This window comes from Fuscovulum ytuae, assembly GCF_029953595.1.
GTDB classification, from domain to species: Bacteria; Pseudomonadota; Alphaproteobacteria; order Rhodobacterales; family Rhodobacteraceae; genus Paragemmobacter; species Paragemmobacter ytuae.
Map to the genome: position 1 here is coordinate 410,655 of NZ_CP124535.1, position 16,198 is coordinate 426,852.

Annotated in this window: 16 protein-coding genes; 7 read left to right on the top strand and 9 right to left on the bottom strand. The window is 63.6% G+C overall.

All coding sequences use genetic code 11. The features are described 5' to 3' along the window. Window positions 1–5 precede the first annotated feature (5 nt). The 3 genes from QF092_RS02020 to QF092_RS02030 all read right to left on the bottom strand — a co-directional run bounded on the left by QF092_RS02020 (window position 6) and on the right by QF092_RS02030 (window position 2,898). The gene (locus QF092_RS02020) at window positions 6–152 is read right to left on the bottom strand and encodes a hypothetical protein (protein WP_281467142.1); all 147 of its coding nucleotides are present in this window, start codon (window positions 150–152) and stop codon (window positions 6–8) included. A gap of 4 nt (window positions 153–156) precedes the next feature. Then, on the bottom strand, window positions 157–972 hold the full coding sequence (locus tag QF092_RS02025; protein WP_281467144.1) for a hypothetical protein: 816 nt from the start codon (window positions 970–972) through the stop codon (window positions 157–159). A 102-nt stretch (window positions 973–1,074) separates the two neighbouring features. Further along, on the bottom strand, window positions 1,075–2,898 hold the full coding sequence (locus QF092_RS02030) for a glycosyltransferase family 2 protein (protein ID WP_281467146.1): 1,824 nt from the start codon (window positions 2,896–2,898) through the stop codon (window positions 1,075–1,077). A 232-nt stretch (window positions 2,899–3,130) separates the two neighbouring features. On the opposite strand from QF092_RS02030, the gene QF092_RS02035 reads away from it, so the two are divergent. From QF092_RS02035 to QF092_RS02050, 4 genes are read left to right on the top strand one after another with little or no spacing between them, the layout of a single operon-like run. Further along, window positions 3,131–3,730: a hypothetical protein gene (locus QF092_RS02035; protein ID WP_281467149.1), complete on the top strand. Its 600-nt coding sequence runs from the start codon at window positions 3,131–3,133 to the stop codon at window positions 3,728–3,730. Between the two features lie 3 nt (window positions 3,731–3,733). Further along, on the top strand, window positions 3,734–3,931 hold the full coding sequence (locus QF092_RS02040) for a hypothetical protein (RefSeq protein WP_281467151.1): 198 nt from the start codon (window positions 3,734–3,736) through the stop codon (window positions 3,929–3,931). Further along, window positions 3,880–5,625 carry a glycosyltransferase family 4 protein gene (locus QF092_RS02045; protein WP_281467154.1) on the top strand — a complete coding sequence of 582 codons (1,746 nt, stop codon included), beginning with the start codon at window positions 3,880–3,882 and terminating at the stop codon, window positions 5,623–5,625. Before QF092_RS02040 ends, QF092_RS02045 begins: the two co-directional genes overlap by 52 nt. After that, on the top strand, window positions 5,622–6,356 hold the full coding sequence (locus QF092_RS02050) for an SDR family oxidoreductase (protein ID WP_281467156.1): 735 nt from the start codon (window positions 5,622–5,624) through the stop codon (window positions 6,354–6,356). Before QF092_RS02045 ends, QF092_RS02050 begins: the two co-directional genes overlap by 4 nt. Window positions 6,357–6,359: 3 nt before the next feature. Here QF092_RS02050 and QF092_RS02055 read toward each other — a convergent pair whose 3' ends face one another. Continuing rightward, window positions 6,360–6,644 carry an ArsR/SmtB family transcription factor gene (locus QF092_RS02055; RefSeq protein ID WP_281469712.1) on the bottom strand — a complete coding sequence of 95 codons (285 nt, stop codon included), beginning with the start codon at window positions 6,642–6,644 and terminating at the stop codon, window positions 6,360–6,362. A 210-nt stretch (window positions 6,645–6,854) separates the two neighbouring features. Continuing rightward, window positions 6,855–7,358, bottom strand: coding sequence for a flavin reductase family protein (locus tag QF092_RS02060; RefSeq protein WP_281467159.1), 504 nt, complete (start codon window positions 7,356–7,358; stop codon window positions 6,855–6,857). 136 nt (window positions 7,359–7,494) lie between these two features. Here QF092_RS02060 and QF092_RS02065 point away from each other — a divergent pair, with 136 nt between their 5' ends. Next, window positions 7,495–8,448: a PHP domain-containing protein gene (locus QF092_RS02065; RefSeq protein WP_281467160.1), complete on the top strand. Its 954-nt coding sequence runs from the start codon at window positions 7,495–7,497 to the stop codon at window positions 8,446–8,448. Window positions 8,449–8,542: 94 nt separating this feature from the next. On the opposite strand, the gene hutU is transcribed toward QF092_RS02065, so the two are convergent. From hutU to hutI, 3 genes are read right to left on the bottom strand one after another with little or no spacing between them, the layout of a single operon-like run. Then, window positions 8,543–10,225: a urocanate hydratase gene (hutU, locus tag QF092_RS02070; RefSeq protein ID WP_281467162.1), complete on the bottom strand. Its 1,683-nt coding sequence runs from the start codon at window positions 10,223–10,225 to the stop codon at window positions 8,543–8,545. Window positions 10,226–10,237: 12 nt separating this feature from the next. Beyond that, a complete protein-coding gene (gene hutH / locus QF092_RS02075; RefSeq protein WP_281467164.1) occupies window positions 10,238–11,767 on the bottom strand; it encodes a histidine ammonia-lyase in 1,530 nt (509 codons plus the stop codon). Beyond that, window positions 11,757–12,944 (bottom strand): imidazolonepropionase, encoded by a 1,188-nt coding sequence (gene hutI, locus QF092_RS02080; protein ID WP_281467166.1) that lies wholly within the window; start codon window positions 12,942–12,944, stop codon window positions 11,757–11,759. The genes hutH and hutI overlap by 11 nt, the downstream gene beginning before the upstream one ends. A gap of 72 nt (window positions 12,945–13,016) precedes the next feature. Here hutI and QF092_RS02085 point away from each other — a divergent pair, with 72 nt between their 5' ends. Together QF092_RS02085 and QF092_RS02090 are read left to right on the top strand one after the other, a co-directional pair. Then, the gene (locus QF092_RS02085; RefSeq protein WP_281467167.1) at window positions 13,017–14,363 is read left to right on the top strand and encodes a formimidoylglutamate deiminase; all 1,347 of its coding nucleotides are present in this window, start codon (window positions 13,017–13,019) and stop codon (window positions 14,361–14,363) included. Continuing rightward, window positions 14,363–15,046 carry a GntR family transcriptional regulator gene (locus tag QF092_RS02090; protein ID WP_281467169.1) on the top strand — a complete coding sequence of 228 codons (684 nt, stop codon included), beginning with the start codon at window positions 14,363–14,365 and terminating at the stop codon, window positions 15,044–15,046. The genes QF092_RS02085 and QF092_RS02090 overlap by 1 nt, the downstream gene beginning before the upstream one ends. Before the next feature lie 259 nt (window positions 15,047–15,305). Here QF092_RS02090 and QF092_RS02095 read toward each other — a convergent pair whose 3' ends face one another. Then, entirely contained in the window at window positions 15,306–16,157 is an 852-nt protein-coding gene (locus QF092_RS02095) for a LysR family transcriptional regulator (protein ID WP_281467171.1), read from the bottom strand. Between the last annotated feature and the right edge of the window lie 41 nt (window positions 16,158–16,198).

The following is a 16,198-nucleotide window of genomic DNA, read 5'->3' on the forward strand; positions in this document are numbered from 1 at the left end:
GCGCCTCAGATCCAGTCGAGGTTGACGTGGGACGGGTCGTCGCCTTCGCCAAAGGCCTTGCTCAGCGCGCACCATTGGCGGTGCCGCTGAGCCTCGGCCAGATCGGCATCTGCGGGCAATGCCTCCGATAGAGCGGGGCGTGGGCCAAGCAAGGCGCTATTCCTCAAGCGCTTTCGAGGGGTCGACAGCTTCAATTTCGCACATCCGCGCGGCATAGGAATTGGGCAAAGGCGGGTTCCTGCGCCACCATGGTTTGGTGCCGTTGGTGTAAAGATGAACCGATAGGGTGTTGTCGGTGAAATGCCCTTCGACGCGGCCATAGGGATCGTAGAAGACGTCGTTCAATTGGAACGGCACAGGGTAAAGGTAATCGGGCGTCAGCGCCTTGTCGTAATCGCCCGTCTGCTGGGCAAACCATGTAAAGGCCTGCGGGCCAAAGGCAGTGCGTTCGGCGTTGTAGATGCGCACGGCTTGCGGCAGGGAAGAGGGCTGTTTTTCAAGCTTTTTCCTCTGCTGTTTGTTGAACCATGCGGGCGCGTCGGGGAGGTTTTCGTAATAGTCGAGGAGGCGGTCGATCAACTCGCCCTTTGGCGGGATATAGACCACCCCACAATTCAGCGCGCCGCGGAAGCCATGGCCTGCGAAGATGTTCTGCATCTCATCGGGGAAGGGCTTGTGGCAATAGGCGTCGCAATCGATCCAGATCGCGTCGATGGCTTGGATCATCTTGTAGCGGAAGACGTTCGACAGGAAGGATTCCGAGGTCTGCGCCACGATATCCATATCGATCTTCATTATGTCGGTCGCTTTGCGGACCTCGACGCCTTCGGGGACGTTTGTCACGTCATGCGTGCAGTAAAGGATGGTAGGGTGCCCGTTCCTGACATGCGACAGCAGGCAAAGCTGGTTGAGATAGTGCAAACGGTCGCCGATCCAGAGGGATGCCACGGGGCGGCGCTGGGGTACTGACATGATGCCTCACTCTGCCCGATGCGGGCTTCTTCTGGTTTTGGGCAGATTGCCCGAAAGCGCGGGGGCCTGTCCATCCTTTAGGATGTTCCGGCGCGCTTGGCTTTAGGGTGTGGATGCCGGGACACGCCCATAGCCGCGGGTGATCACGGGGTCGAAGCCATATTGCGGCCCATACCAGCCCTGGGCGGCGAGGGCCGTTTCGATCTGGGTCAGATCGGTGTGAAAAGCCTCGATCCAGCGACCTGCGAGGAAAAGCTGTTCGGGCAGAGGGTTCAGATCCGGCAGGGCCGCGATCAGGGCAGCGGGGGGAAGCGTGGCCGTCGCAATATGCAGCGCGTTGGGGCGGTGATCGGCAATCAAGGCGCGCAGCGTGGTGGCTGGATCGTTGCCAAGCGCCGTACGCAAAAGGCGCAGGCGGGGGTTTTCGGCAAGGCCATTACGCTGGGCCAGGCGGGCGATGACGGGATGAAGCCCGCTGTCGCATTCCTGCATAAGAAGCGTGAGGTCGGGGCGCGTTCGGGCCAGATGGGCAGGCAGGAAACCGCAGCCCGCGCCAAGGGTGAGAAGCGTGCCATCCCTTGGCAGAAGATGCGGCATGCGGCGGGCGAGGCCGCGTTCAAACTTGCCCGCCTCGATGATCAGAAGGGTGGGCGGGGTGAAGATGCGCGGGTCCATCGGCACTTCGACTGTATGGTTCGCCTTCCAGTCGAGCGGGATGTCGAGCGTGGCGTCGATTGTCCCCGAAACATAGCTGCCCATGGGCGTGACCGGGGGCTTCGGTTCGGGGGGGGCGGCCTTGCGATCCTCTTTCGCCTTGGCGTTGCGGCGTTTTTCAACGTCTGACATCAAGGCCGCGATCTTTTCCTTGTCGCGCGGTTGCGGCGGTTTGGCGGTGATCTGGGTGATCGGGATGGCAGAGGCCTTTGCCAGATCGGCGACCAGTTGGTGATAGGCCTCGGTCTCTTTCAGCTCGGCAAGGCGGGCCTCTGCACGGGCGAGGGCGGCGTGGTGAAGGCGGTTCAGGACCGGGTCTTCCAGAAGCTGCGCCATGAGGGCATTGCGGCGATCTGTGTAGCGCAGCATGGTGTCATCGCGCACCTCGTTGCGGTCCTGAAGTGCCCAATAATCGGAATTATACTTGTCTTTCTTGTTGTTGACGTTTCCCCGCATCTTGCGGATGGCGTAGCTGTCCACTGATTTCACGGCATAGTGGTTCAGTTGCACCCAGTCATAGCCCACCGTGCGGGTGATCGACCGCCAGCCGCGGAATTTGAAGTAATCCTCCATCTCGCGCCCCGAGCCGTTCAGCCATTTGACGGTGTCGGGAAAGCCCGTTTCGATATGGCGGGTCTTCATCTTGGGGCGGTGGATGCCAAGCTTCCAGTAATCTGGATCGAAGGTGAAGAGGGTTTTGACCCCCCAGCCCTTGTTCCACATCGGTGGGGCGGCATAGAGGTATTGTTCGGTTACGGGTGCGCGTGACCAATCGACCACGCCGCCGGAGCCGAAGATGCGCCAAGTCACGACGATGCCATTGGCGTTTTGATCCTTGGCGGCAGTGATCAGGCCGTCAAGCGTGCCGTCCCCGTGGCGGATCGACAGGAATTCGTCGGCGTCAAAGACCATGACCCAATCAGATTTGCAGACGACGGGTTCTTCCTGTGCATAGTTCAGCGCGCTGGGCTGCGGGCGCAGGCCTTCGGGGATGACATTGCGGCGGTGATGGGCGAGGCCCAACTCCTCCAGCCGGATGAGCATGTCATCCGTGCCGTCCGAACAATCATTGGTGTAGACCACGAGGTCGGTGAAGCCCACGGCAAGGTGATGGGCGACCCATTCGATGACGAAGGGGCCTTCGTCCTTCATCATCGAGACGGCGGTGACCTGCCCATGCGGGCTGATGTGCCGCCGAAGTGAAAAGGGCACGCTGCCCCACAGATCGGAAGCCCCGCGGGGCCGTCTGGGTTTCTGCTGCGCCGCCATTTTCATCCCTGCCCAAGCCCGAACCTTCTACGCCACGCCGCCCCCTGATGCCTCTTTGCCGCAGCGCGCGTCAAGCCACGTGGCACGCGCTGTGGTGGGGTGGACCGGAACCTGTGGCGCTTCTAGCATTGCGGTGCGTGATCGGTGCAGGTGTGCGAGTTTAGGAGTGCGAGTGATGGTTGCGGGTTTGGACAGGACCGTGCAGGCGCAGGTTCTTGACCTCTTGGCGGGGGAGGCGGACCAGAGGAAGCTTGTCTCTGCGCTTCGTTTGCTGGCGAAATGGCGGTCAGATTTGCTGGGCCGCGCGCTGGTTGGACGGTCGGGGGATCGGGTCCTGTCTGGGCCGTTCCGGGGGATGGCCTATCCGGTGCGGGCGTCAGAGGGGGCGCGCAATCCACGACTGATCGGCAGTTATGAGGCGAGCCTTGGGCCGGTGATCGAGGAGATTGTGCAGGCAGGCTACGACCGGGTGATCGATGTCGGGTCGGCAGAGGGATATTACGCGGTGGGATTTGCCCTGCGGATGCCGGGCGCACATGTGATGGCGCGCGACAGCGACGCCAAGGCGCGGGCGGCCTGTGCCGCGCTGGCGGCGGCTAATGGCGTCGCTGCGCGGGTCGATATTGCGGGGGAGGTGGCACATGCCGATTTCGAAGCGCAGATCATGGGGCGCTGTTTGATCCTGTGCGATATCGAGGGGGCAGAGGTCGAATTGCTGAACCCCGAGGTGGCGCCAAGCTTGAGGCGGGCAGACCTGTTGGTCGAAGTGCATTAAGGAATGAGGCCGGGAAGCCTTGGCCTGATCGAACAGCGCTTTGCCGCCAGCCATGATATCCGACGGATCGGACGGCGACTGGAGGACAGGGGCTTGCCCGACTGGGCAGAGCAGCTTTCGGATATGGATCGGTTGCTTTTGTTATGGGAATGGCGGTCGTCGCCCACACCATGGCTGTGGATGCGGCGGAAGGGGGCATGATGGTGACGGGGTTGGGTGGTCGGGCAGGCGCGGCGGGTTTTGAAAAGACAGCGCGGAATGCGGCGATTTGGTTTTCCCCCGATGGTTATGACCCCGACAAGGGGGTGAACGGGCGTCGCATGGCGGGCGACAGCTTCTTGCGCGGCTGGTTCCGCCATGCTGGCGTGGAAGAATGGCTGGGCGTGGCGCATTCGCCATCGAGCGAAAGGGCCTTCCGTGCTTTGGCCGAAATGCATCGCCCCGGCGATGCGGTGCGGGTGGAACGGCTGGAAAATGCCCGCGCCATTGCGCCTGTCGGAACGATGTTCTTTTCCGGCCCGAATTTCGATGCAGAGACGTGGCGGCGCGCAATCTGGGGGGCGACGGCCTATTCGATCTGCGGGATCACGCATACGATTTCGACCAAGGCGGTGATGGAGGGGGCGTGGCATCTGCGAGCCAGTCCGCAGGCGGAATGGGATGCGGTGATCTGCACGTCGCGCGCGGTGAAGGCGGCGCTTTCGACGCAGTTGGACATGATCGACGACTTCCTTGCCAATCGGTTCGGGAGCGTTATGCCGCCGAGGGCGCAGATGCCGATCATCCCCTTGGGCGTCGAATGCGATGCCTTTAACCCCGACCCCAAGGCCGGGGCCACGCTGCGGGAGGAACTGGGCATCGCCAATGCAGACAGCGTGGCCTTGGTGGTGGCGCGGCTAAGCCCGCATGAAAAGTTTGACCCTTTGCCGGTCTATCTTGCCTTGCAACGGGCACAGGCGGGGACGGGGCGGCGGTTGCATCTGATCCTTTATGGCGATTTCGCGGATGAGTATGGGCGGCGGATATTCCTTGCGACGGCGGGTGAGGTCATGCCTGATGTCACCCTGCATCATCTTCCTCATCGTGATGCAGAGCGGCGTCTGGCAGCCTTGTCTGCGGCCGAGATGTTCCTGTTTCCTATCGACAATCTTCAGGAAAGCTTTGGCATCGCTCCGGTTGAGGCGATGGCGGCGGGCCTGCCCGTCGTCGCGTCGGATTGGGACGGCATCCGCGATACGGTGGATGGTGACGCGGGCATTCGCATCCCCGTCATCGGGGCGCGGGTGGAACATGTGACGGGCACGGGGCTGCTCTATCAGGGCGGAACGGATAATTACGTTCAGTACCTTAGCCAGCTTTCGGCCGTCACGGCGATTGATGTCGCCAAGATGGCGGATGCGGTTCGCGCCCTTATGACCCAGCCAGATTTGCGGGCAAAAATGGGGGCGGCAGGGCGTGCGCGGGCGCGATCCCTTTTTGATTGGAGCGCGGTCGTTCCGGTCATGCAGGATTTGTTTGCCGAACTGGGCGCTATCCGGCAAAGGGCCGATCCGGCGCGTCATCCGCCGATCCCTGCCGCGCGTTTGCCCGTTGCGCCGTCGCCCGCGCTGTATTTCTCAAGCTTTCCCACCCGCGCCTTGCCGCGCGAGATGACCTATCGCTGGGTCGGGGGCGCGCTTGCGTTGGCCCGGTTGTGGTCTTTGCGCGATTATGCGACCACACGCCGTGTCTTTGAGACAGCAGGGGATGTGGAGGCTGCGGCCGAAGCCTTGGCCGCGCTGGGTGAGGCGACAGCAGCCGGGATCGCGGCGGTGACGGGAAAGACCACCATTCGCACGGAGCGCTGTCTTCTTTGGCTGATGAAATACGGATACGCAGAGGAAAGCAGGCCATGAACGGACATATCCTGATCACGGGCGCAGGCAGCGGCATCGGGCGTGCGACTGCACGGGCCTTCCTTGCCGCAGGCTGGCAGGTGGCGCTGGTCGGGCGGCGGCGGGATGCGCTGGAGGAAACGGCAGGCGACAGTGGCGCGCTGATCCTGCCTGCGGATGTGGGCGATCCGGCAGAGGTGGAGGCGGTCTTCGCCGCAGTGGCGCGGGATTGGGGGCGGTTGGATGTTCTGTTCAACAATGCCGGGATTTTGGTCAAGGCCGCGCCGATCGACGAAATTCCGGTGGAGGATTGGCTGCGGCTTGAACGTGTGAACATCACCGGTATGTTTTTATGCGCGCGTGCGGCCTTTGGCCTTATGCGTCGGCAGACGCCGCAGGGCGGGCGGATCATTAATAACGGGTCGATCTCGGCCCATGCGCCCCGGCCCGGATCGGCGCCCTATACGACGTCGAAACATGCGGTAACGGGGCTTACGAAAACGCTTGCCCTTGACGGGCGGCGTTTTGATATCGCCTGCGGTCAGATCGATATCGGCAATGCCCTGACCGAAATGGCCGCCGCTTTCACAAAAGGTGTGCCGCAGGCGGATGGGTCGGTAAAGGTAGAACCCGTCATGGATGTTTCCCATGTCGCCGAAGCCGTGTTGCACATGGCAAACCTGCCGCTGTCGACGAACATCCCCTTCCTGACGATCATGGCGCGGGACATGCCATTTGTCGGACGGGGATGACCCTTACACCTCGCGGCAGAACATGTCGTAGACCAGCGCGATGGTGCGGCTGACCTTGGGGTCTTGAATGGAGTAGAAGATCGCCTTGCCTTCGCGGCGGCAAGCGACGAGGCCTTCCAGACGCAGGCGCGCCAATTGCTGGCTGACGGCGGCCTGACGTTGATCGAGCAGGCGTTCCAGTTCGGTGACCGACTTTTCGCCCGACGAAAGGTGGCACAGGATCATCAGCCGCCCCTCATGCGACAGCGCCTTCAGAAATGCCGCCGCCGCCGTGGCGCGTTCGGTCATTTCATCCACGGCAAGATGGCCGCAGCCATCCTGTGCGTCATCGGGTTGAAGTTCGCTCAGAGGCACCCGCAATTGCATGTCCTGCCTTACCCTTTCCTTAGCCTGTATCACAGCAAGGCGCTGCTGGCGATATGGTCCGCCATGCCATCTTGCCGCGTTCGCTGCTCTCTTGCGCTTCAGATGGGGTATGTCTTGCCGATTTAAAGTGGATCAGAAGGCAAAATCGCCGAAATGCCCTTGGGAAAAGATCAGCGGGGCACCGTTTCGGAACGCCGCGCGTCGCACCGCGCCGATAAGGATTAGGTGATCGCCTCCATCGTGAGTGGCGTGGCGGGCACATTCAAAGCGGGCAAGAGTGCCGTTCAGGACGGGCAGGCCATCTGGGCCACTTGTCCAGTTCAGACCATCGAAACTGGCCCCATTGCGGGTGAAGCGGGCGGCGATGTCGCGTTCTTCACGCCCAAGGATGTGGATGGCAAAGGTGTCCGCCGCAACAAAGGCGGCGGCGCGCGAAGAGGCGCGGTCGACTGACCAAAGCACCAGCGCCGGGTCAAGCGAGACGGAGGCGAAGCTGTTTACCGTGATCCCCAGCGGGCCGTCAGGGCCGCGGCAGGTGATGACGGTGACGCCCGTGGCAAAGCGCCCAAGCGCATCGCGCAAGGCGCGGCCTGTTTCGGGGCCTGGTGTGAATTCAAGCGGGGACGGGTCGGTCATGGGGCGGGCCTCGTGCGATGCGGGCTGTTCAGATAAGGGTTTTCACCTCGAGGGCAATGGCGGATCTGAAGGCAGGGGGATGCGCCCGTTACAGAGCGGCGCTAGGCTGCGGCGCGACTCAGCGAGGAGGATCTTCATGCAGCGACCGCTTTCCGCCTTTACGGCATCGGGACGCTTTTGGCGCGGCAATCTGCATACCCATTCCACCCGGTCGGACGGGGTGCTTTCACCAGAAGAGGTGTGCCGCCGCTATCGCGCGGAAGGCTATGATTTCCTTGCCCTGACCGATCATTTCGTGGGGCTGTGGGGCTATCCGATCGTGGATACGGTTCCCTTCCGAACCGAAGGCTTCACCACCATCCTTGGGGCAGAGCTGCATTCGGGCGCGATGGCCAATGGCGAGTTGTGGCATATCCTTGCCGTCGGCCTGCCGCCGGATTTCGCCCCGTCGCATTCCCCGGATTTCCTGCCGCGCCCCGATCAGGAAACGGCGGCCGAGATTGCCGCGCGGGCGGTGGCGGCGGGGGCTTTCGTGGCCATTGCCCATCCGCAATGGTCTGGCCTGACGCTGGCCGATGCGCGGACGATCACGGCGGCCCATGCGGTAGAGGTCTATAACCACGGTTGCGCCGCAGGCTGCGACCGACCGGACGGCTTTGCCATCGCGGACCTTCTGCTGAGCGAAGGGCGCAAGCTTTCGATGATCGCCACGGATGACGCCCATTTCTCGGAACCCGATCATTTTGGCGGCTGGGTCATGGTGAAGGCCGAGGAGAACGCGCCGGAGGCCTTGCTTGCCGCGCTGAAGCGGGGGGATTTCTATTCCTCGCAAGGGCCGGAATTGCGCGACGTGCGGATCGAGGGGGATGCGGTGGTGGTCGAAAGCTCTGCCGTGGCCTCGGTCATCGTGCAGGGCTGGGGGACGGGGGCGAAAGGGGTGCACGGGGCATCCATGACCCGGACCGAGGTGCCGCTGGCGCGGCTCCTCAACAGTCCGTGGCTGCGTGTGACGGTGATCGATGCGGCGGGCAAGCGGGCGTGGTCAAACCCGTTCTGGCGCGATACCGAAGGCGGGAACCCACGGGTCTGAGGCGCGCAACCCCTTCATTTTCTGTCTGAAACTATCCTGCGGGGGATGAATGCGTCGCAGGCGAAGAGGGGGGCGCAAAGCCCCCCTGTCTGTTTCAATTCCCCAGAATACCCGGCAGACGCAGGTTCATGGCGCGGGCATGATCGAGCGCGATGTCATAGCCCGCATCGGCATGGCGCATCACGCCCGTGGCCGGGTCGTTCCAGAGCACATTGTTCAGGCGGCGCGCGGCATCCTCGGTACCATCCGCCACGATGACCATCCCGGAATGCTGTGAAAAGCCCATACCAACGCCGCCGCCATGATGCAGCGACACCCATGTCGCGCCCGATGCCGTGTTCAGAAGCGCATTCAGAAGTGGCCAGTCCGATACCGCATCCGATCCGTCCCGCATTGCCTCTGTCTCGCGGTTGGGAGAGGCGACAGAGCCGCTATCGAGATGGTCGCGGCCGATGACAACGGGGGCCTTCAACTCGCCCGATTTCACCATATCGTTGAACATCAGCCCGGCGCGGTGCCGGTCGCCCAGCCCGATCCAACAGATGCGGGCGGGCAGGCCTTGGAAGGCGATCCGTTCCTGCGCCATATCCAGCCAGCGGTGCAGATGGGCGTTTTCGGGGAAAAGCCGCTTCATCGCGCGGTCGGTGGCGTAGATATCCTCGGGGTCACCCGACAGCGCGCACCAGCGGAAGGGGCCGATCCCTTTGCAAAAGAGGGGGCGGATATAGGCAGGAACAAAGCCGGGGAAGGCGAAGGCATTCTCCAACCCCTCATCCAGTGCCACCTGTCTGATATTGTTGCCATAATCCAGCGTGGGCACGCCCGCATTCCAGAAATCCACCATCGCGGCGACATGGGCGCGCATAGAGGCGCGGGCGGCCTTTTCCACGGCCTTTGGATCGGTTTCCTGCTTGGCCCGCCATTCCGCGGTGGTCCAGCCTGCGGGGCAATAACCATGTAGCGGATCATGGGCCGAGGTCTGGTCGGTGACGATGTCGGGGCGGGGGCCGCCTGCCTTCATCCGGGCGACGAGTTCAGGAAAGATTTCGGCGGCATTGCCGAGAAGGCCCACGGATTTCGCCTCTCCCTTCGAGGTCCAGTCGGCGATGAGGGCAAGGGCTTCGTCCAGCGTATGGGCCTTGGCATCCAGATAGCGGGTGCGGATGCGGAAATCGATGCGGGTTTCATCCACCTCGACCGCAAGGCATGAGGCACCCGCCATGACAGCTGCAAGGGGTTGCGCACCGCCCATCCCGCCAAGACCCCCGGTCAGAATCCAGCGGCCCGAAAGGGAGCCGCCGTAGTGCTGGCGGCCTGCTTCGGCGAAGGTTTCATAGGTGCCTTGGACGATGCCTTGCGTGCCGATATAGATCCACGACCCAGCGGTCATCTGGCCATACATGGCCAGGCCTTTCTTATCCAACTCGTTGAAATGATCCCAATTTGCCCAATGAGGGACGAGGTTGGAATTGGCGATCAGAACACGCGGCGCGTCCTTGTGGGTGCGGAAAACGCCCACAGGTTTGCCGGATTGCACGAGAAGGGTTTCGTCATCGTTCAGGGTTTTCAGCGTAGCAACGATGCGGTCGAAATCTTCCCATGTCCGGGCAGCGCGGCCGATGCCGCCATAGACCACCAGTTCATGAGGGTTCTCGGCCACATCGGGATGCAGGTTGTTCATCAGCATCCGCATCGGGGCCTCTGTCAGCCAGCTTTTGGCGGTGATTTCCGGGCCGGTGGGGGGGTAGATGTCGCGGAGATTATGACGCTTGTTCATAGGGTTTACCCTTCAAAGCATGGGAAGCGGAATGGCAGCCGCCGCCGCAAGGTCGCCTGCGGCGACAAGGCGGGAGGCCGTTTCAAGATCAGGGGCGAGGTAGCGATCTTCGCCCAGCGTTTCGACCTCGGCCCGCAGGCGGGCGAGGGCCTTTTGCAGCGGGGGCGATGTGGTCAGGGGGGCGCGAAATTCGATCCCCTGCGCGGCGCAAAGCGCCTCGACCCCCAGAATGTGAGAGAGGTTGGCGTTCATCTGGCCAAGGCGGCGCGCACCATGGGCGGCCATGCTGACATGGTCTTCCTGATTGGCGCTGGTGGGGGTGGAGTCGGTGACGGTGGGATGGGCGAGGTGTTTGTTTTCGCTCATCAAAGCTGCTGTCGTCACCTCGGCGATCATCAGGCCGGAATTCAGGCCGGGGTTCGGGGTGAGGAAGGGCGGCAGGTCGAAGGAAAGCGTGGGGTCCACCATCAGTGCGACGCGGCGCTGGGCGATGGCGCCGATTTCTGAAACCGCCAAGGCAATCATATCCGCCGCGAAACCCACGGGTTCGGCGTGGAAATTCCCGCCCGAAACGATCTGCCCGTCGGACAGGACCAGTGGGTTGTCGGTTGCAGCATTGGCTTCGATTTCAAGGGTTTGTGCGGCCTGCCGCAGGATATCCATGGCGGCCCCGGTGACCTGTGGCTGGCAGCGGATGCAATAGGGATCTTGCACGCGGGTATCGCCGTCGCGGTGGCTTTCGCGGATGGGCGATCCATCGAGCAGGGCGCGCAGGGTGGCGGCAGCCTCGATCTGGCCGGTATGGCCCCGAAGGGCGTGGATTTGTGGATGCAGGGGGGCGGTGGAACCCATGATTGCATCGGTCGACATGGCCGAAATGACAAGGGCGGCCTGCGCATTGCGCCATGCGTCGAAGAGGCCTGCCAAGGCATAGGCGGTGGAGAACTGTGTGCCGTTGATGAGGGCGAGGCCCTCTTTCGGGCCCAAGGTGACGGGGGAAAGGCCTTTCCTGGCAAGGGCTTGGGTCGCGGGGAGGGTGTGGCCGTCCACCTCGGCCTGCCCCGCGCCGATCATCACGGCGGCCATATGGGCGAGGGGGGCAAGGTCGCCGGAGGCACCGACGGAGCCTTGGGCGGGGATGACGGGGGTGATGCCCTGTTCGAGCATCGCCTCGATCTGGGCGACGATTTCCCAGCGGACGCCAGAGGCCCCGCGCCCAAGCGAGAGGAGTTTCAGCACCATCATCAGGCGGGCCACATTGCGGGGCATCGGGTCGCCCACGCCGCAGCAATGCGACAGGATCAGGTTACGCTGAAGCGTGGCGGTATCCTTGGCCGCGATCTTGAGCGAGGCGAGTTTGCCAAAGCCGGTATTGACCCCATAGACGGCGGCATCGCCTGCGGCGGCGGCGGCGATCTGGGCGGATGCCGCATCGATACCCGTGCGGGCGGAGGGGTGCAGGCGGGCGGGGCAGCCAGATCGGTAGATATGTTCGATTTGTGTAAGTGTTGTGCCACCGGGATTGAGAATTTCAGGCGTCAAGATGGCCTCCGAAGATTGATTTGTGCAAAGCCTCGGCCCCGATGCGGTAGGAAAGTTCGGCCGGATGGGTCAGGTTCCAAAGGCAAAGATCGGCGCGCATGCCGGGGGCAAGGGTGCCGCGATCGGCCAGACCCAGCGCGCGGGCCGCATGGGCGGTCGTGCCAAGAAGCGCCTCTTCCGGGGTCATGCGAAAGAGGGTGCAGGCCATGTTCATGGCCAAGGGCAGCGAGGTCATGGGGGATGAGCCGGGATTGCAATCGGTGGCGACGGCCATCGGGACACCCGCCGCACGCAGGGCCGTGATCGGGGGGATATGGGTGTCGCGAAGTGTGTAGAAGGCCCCCGGCAGGATACCCGCCACGGTGCCCGCGCGGGCCATTGCCGCGATGCCTTCGGCAGAGAGATGTTCCAAGTGATCGGCAGAGAGGGCGGCATGGCGGGCCGCGAGTTCCGCGCCGCTTTGATCTGAGAGTTGTTCGGCATGAAGTTTCACCCGCAGGCCCAAGGCGCGGGCGGCGGTGAAGAGGCGGTCCACCTGCGCAGGCGTGAAGGCAATGGTTTCGCAGAAGGCGTCTACGGCATCGATCAGGCCTTCGGCCTTCGCGGCGCTGAGCGAGGGGATCGCAACCTCATTGATATAGCCATCCGCATTTCCCTTATATTCCGGGGGGATGGCATGGGCGGCGAGGTGGGTGGTGGTGATCGTGACAGGGCGCAACTGGCCGAGGCGGCGGGCGGCGCGGAGCATTTTCAGCTCATCCTCCGCAGTAAGGCCGTAGCCGGATTTGATTTCGACGGTGGTCATGCCTTGGGCGATCATCGCGTCGAGGCGGGGGAGGGATTGGGCGATCAGGTCGTCTTCGGAAGCAGCGCGGGTGGCAGTGACGGTGGAGAGGATGCCGCCGCCTTGGCGGGCGATCTCTTCGTAGCTGGCGCCTTGCAGGCGCAGTTCAAATTCGGCGGCGCGGTTGCCTGCGAAGACCAGATGGGTATGGGCATCGATCAGGCCGGGGGTAAGGAGTTTTCCATTTAGGTCAATGGTTTGCGCCTTTGGTGCCGCGCTGCGAGGCCCGATCCAGGCGATCGTTTCGCCTTCGATCAAAAGGGCCGCATCTGGGATTAGCCCATAGCCGCCCTGCATCGTGGCCGCCGTGATCCCGGTGAGGAGAATCGCCATCCCATCTTGCCTTATGTCTGAGGTTGACGTTATTATGTATATACATAAAGACCTGTCAAGCGAGGGGCTGAGATGTTGATCCATGCAGAACGCGCGTTGTTGCCAAAGGGCTGGGCGTCGGATGTGGGGGTGCGTATCGAGGGCGGGCGGGTGGTGGCGGTGGGGCCAGCCATGGGTGGCCAGCGGGTGGGCTGCCTGTTGCCCGCGCCCGTAAACCTGCATTCGCACGCCTTTCAGCGCGCGATGGCGGGGATGACAGAGCGGCGAAGTGCCGGGCAGGACAGTTTCTGGACCTGGCGTTCGTTGATGTATCGCTTTCTGGACCGCTTGACGCCCGAGGATGTGGAGGCAATCGCCGCGCAGGTGATGGTTGAGATGGCAGAAGCCGGGTTCGCCGCCGTGGCGGAGTTCCATTATCTGCATCATCAGCCCGGAGGCGTGCCTTATGCCAATCTGGCAGAAATGTCTGAACGCATCGTCAACGCGGCGGAAGAAACCGGGTTTGGCCTGACGCTGCTGCCGGTTCTCTATCAGCGTGGCGGCTGTGACGGGCGGGCGCTGTCGGCAGGGCAGATGCGGTTTGGCAATGATCCGGAGCGGTTCGCACGGATGTGGGAGGGGGCGGCCGCGGCGGTGAAACGGTTGCCGGATGGGGCAACGGGGGTTGCGCCGCATTCGCTGCGGGCGGTGGATGTGGCGGGGTTGCAGATGGCAGAGCGGCTTGCCCCCGATGCGCCGATCCACATTCATCTGGCTGAGCAAGTGGCTGAAGTGGAAGAGGTTTCTGCCGCTTATGGGGCGCGTCCGGTAGAGTGGCTTTTGGCCAATGCGGCGGTGGATGGGCGTTGGTGCCCGATCCATTGCACCCAGATGACCGAGGCCGAAACAGTGGCCTTGGCGCGTTCCGGGGCCGTGGCGGGGCTGTGCCCGATCACCGAGGCAAATCTGGGCGATGGCATCTTTGACGGGGTGCGCTTTGCAGGCGCGGGAGGGCGCTGGGGCGTGGGGTCGGACAGCAATGTGCGTATCTCGTTGGCCGAGGAATTGCGGCTGTTTGAGTATTCGCAGCGGTTGCGCGATCGGGGGCGGGCGATGCTGGCCGAGGGTTCCCGGTCGACCGGGCGAGTGCTGTGGGAGGGGGCGGTGCAAGGGGGGGCGATGGCGGCGGGCCGCGCCTCTGGCGCGATCTGCGAGGGGGCGGTGGCGGATCTTGTGGCGCTGGATATGGGATCGGTCCATCTGGCGGGGCGGGAAGCGGATGAGATCCTTGATGCCTTTGTTTTTGCAGGAAATGATGCGCTTGTGGCCGAGGTCTGGTCGGCCGGGCGGCATATCGTGACGGGGGGGCGGCATGTGGCGCGGGAGCGCGTGGAAGGGCGGTTCCGCGCGGTGATGGCGGGCCTGCGGGAGCGGGCGTGATGGGCTGGGAAGGGGTGCGGGACGAGGTGTTGCGCCGAATTCGGGCGCGGGACTGGGCGCCGGGAGAGGTTATTCCGGGGGAAGAGGCCTTGGCGGTGGAATTCGGGGTGGCGCGGGCGACGGTGAACCGGGCGCTGCGCGATCTGGCGGAGGCGGGGCTTCTGGAGCGGCGCAGGAAGGCGGGAACACGGGTGGCTCTGTTGCCGGTGCGCAAGGCGACGCTGGAAATTTCCATTATACGGCAAGAGGTTGAGGCGCGAGGCGAGGTCTATGGCCATCGCGTGTTGGAGAGCCGGATGGAAGGCGTGCCCTTGGCGGTGGCCTTGCGGATGGGGGTGGCGGCGGGGGCGCGGATGATGTTCCTTGAGACGCTACATCTGGCGGGGGGGCGGCCCTTTGCGCATGAGGTGCGGTGGTTGAATATTGCTGTGCTGCCGGGGGGCGTGGTGCCCGATTTTGGCGAGGTGAGCGCCAATGAATGGTTGGTGCAGAATGTGGCCTATGCCACTGGGGATATTGAGTTTTCTGCCGAAAGCGCACGGCCTGAAGAGGCGGCGGCATTGGGGATAAGGGCAGGCGATCCGGTTTTTGTGACAGAGCGGGCGACATGGACGGCGGAGGCCCCGATCACCTTTGTGCGGCTGCTGCATGGGCCGGGATATCGGCTGCGGACGATGGTCTGAGGCGCTGTCATCGGCTGTCCCCTGTTTTGTGCCGGATTCTGTGCAGCAAACTGTGGGCACGGAGCGCGCGCTTTGGCGGGGTTTGGCGCAACGGGTATAGGCAGGGGTTATGGCGGGAGCTTTGGCGATAGGGCTGGCGTCTGGGCCGTGGGGTTTTGGGGAAATTGCCTTCGGCGTCGCGTGGGGTGGCGGGCCCCCGGGGGCTGTCTGCCCCCGACCCCCCCGAGGCGCTTTTCAGACAGAAAATGGAACAGGGACGTCATCGCCCCGTCAGGCGGCGCTGGACGATGCGGTGGAGTTTGCGGTGCAGGGGGGTGATGCGGTGGCGCAGATGGGTTGCGGCATAGACGGGCTGGCGCAGGACCGGGGCATCGGCCACCTCGCGGAAGCGGCCTGAGGCGAGCATCTGGGTGGCGGTGCGTTCCAGCACATAGCCCGCCCCGCCCATCGCGGTGAGGAGGGAGGCCACCGTCGCGCTTTGTCCGACCGAGACGGGGGCAGAGGCGAATTCGGGCGTCAGGTCGCGATGCATCGCCTCAAAGGCCGGGGAGAAATGGGCGAAGATGAAGGTCTGTGGGTTCACCTCGGCCCGGCGGTCGGTATCGGTGCTGACCATGCGGTAGGTCACCTCACCCAGTTGTGCGAAATGCAGGTCGGGATGGGGTTTTGGGGAATACATCACCGCGAAGTCGAGGATGCCCGTCAGGACATCGGCGCACATCTGGTTGGAATAATCGGGTTCGATATAGAAGGCCGTGTCGGGAAGCGCGCGGCGGAAATCGGCGATCCATTCGCCGATATGCTGGGCGGCGAGGTCGTTCTGGATGCCAAGGCGGATCAGATGGGCGGCGCGGTCGGGGACTTTGATCCGGCGCCGCGCCTCGTGCCATTCGTGGCGGAGCGCGCGGGCATGGGATTCGAAGCGGCCGCCTTCGATGGTGAGGTCCGTGCCCGCGCGGGAGCGGGTGAAGAGTTTCGCCCCCAGCGCCTGTTCCAGTGCCGCGATGCGGGCAGAGACGGTGGATTGGGTCAGCCCCATCCGTTCTGCCGTGCGGTTGAAGCTGCGGGTTTCGGCAAGGTCGAGGAAGGTGTCGAGAAGGTCGATCTGCATGGTGCCTCTGATCGGATTTTCCGATCAATAGGCGCGAATTG

Bases quoted from the DNA above. Each gene is read 5' to 3' on its own strand.
- hutU (WP_281467162.1), bottom strand. From the start codon at position 10,225: ATGAACAAGCGTCATAATCTCCGCGACATCTACCCCCCCACCGGCCCG.
- QF092_RS02055 (WP_281469712.1), bottom strand. From the start codon at position 6,644: ATGACCGAACGCGCCACGGCGGCGGCGGCATTTCTGAAGGCGCTGTCG.
- QF092_RS02090 (WP_281467169.1), top strand. From the start codon at position 14,363: ATGGGCTGGGAAGGGGTGCGGGACGAGGTGTTGCGCCGAATTCGGGCG.
- hutI (WP_281467166.1), bottom strand. From the start codon at position 12,944: ATGGCGATTCTCCTCACCGGGATCACGGCGGCCACGATGCAGGGCGGC.
- QF092_RS02025 (WP_281467144.1), bottom strand. From the start codon at position 972: ATGTCAGTACCCCAGCGCCGCCCCGTGGCATCCCTCTGGATCGGCGAC.
- QF092_RS02035 (WP_281467149.1), top strand. From the start codon at position 3,131: ATGGTTGCGGGTTTGGACAGGACCGTGCAGGCGCAGGTTCTTGACCTC.
- QF092_RS02050 (WP_281467156.1), top strand. From the start codon at position 5,622: ATGAACGGACATATCCTGATCACGGGCGCAGGCAGCGGCATCGGGCGT.
- QF092_RS02060 (WP_281467159.1), bottom strand. From the start codon at position 7,358: ATGACCGACCCGTCCCCGCTTGAATTCACACCAGGCCCCGAAACAGGC.
- QF092_RS02040 (WP_281467151.1), top strand. From the start codon at position 3,734: ATGAGGCCGGGAAGCCTTGGCCTGATCGAACAGCGCTTTGCCGCCAGC.
- QF092_RS02095 (WP_281467171.1), bottom strand. From the start codon at position 16,157: ATGCAGATCGACCTTCTCGACACCTTCCTCGACCTTGCCGAAACCCGC.
- QF092_RS02085 (WP_281467167.1), top strand. From the start codon at position 13,017: ATGTTGATCCATGCAGAACGCGCGTTGTTGCCAAAGGGCTGGGCGTCG.
- QF092_RS02045 (WP_281467154.1), top strand. From the start codon at position 3,880: ATGGCGGTCGTCGCCCACACCATGGCTGTGGATGCGGCGGAAGGGGGC.
- QF092_RS02065 (WP_281467160.1), top strand. From the start codon at position 7,495: ATGCAGCGACCGCTTTCCGCCTTTACGGCATCGGGACGCTTTTGGCGC.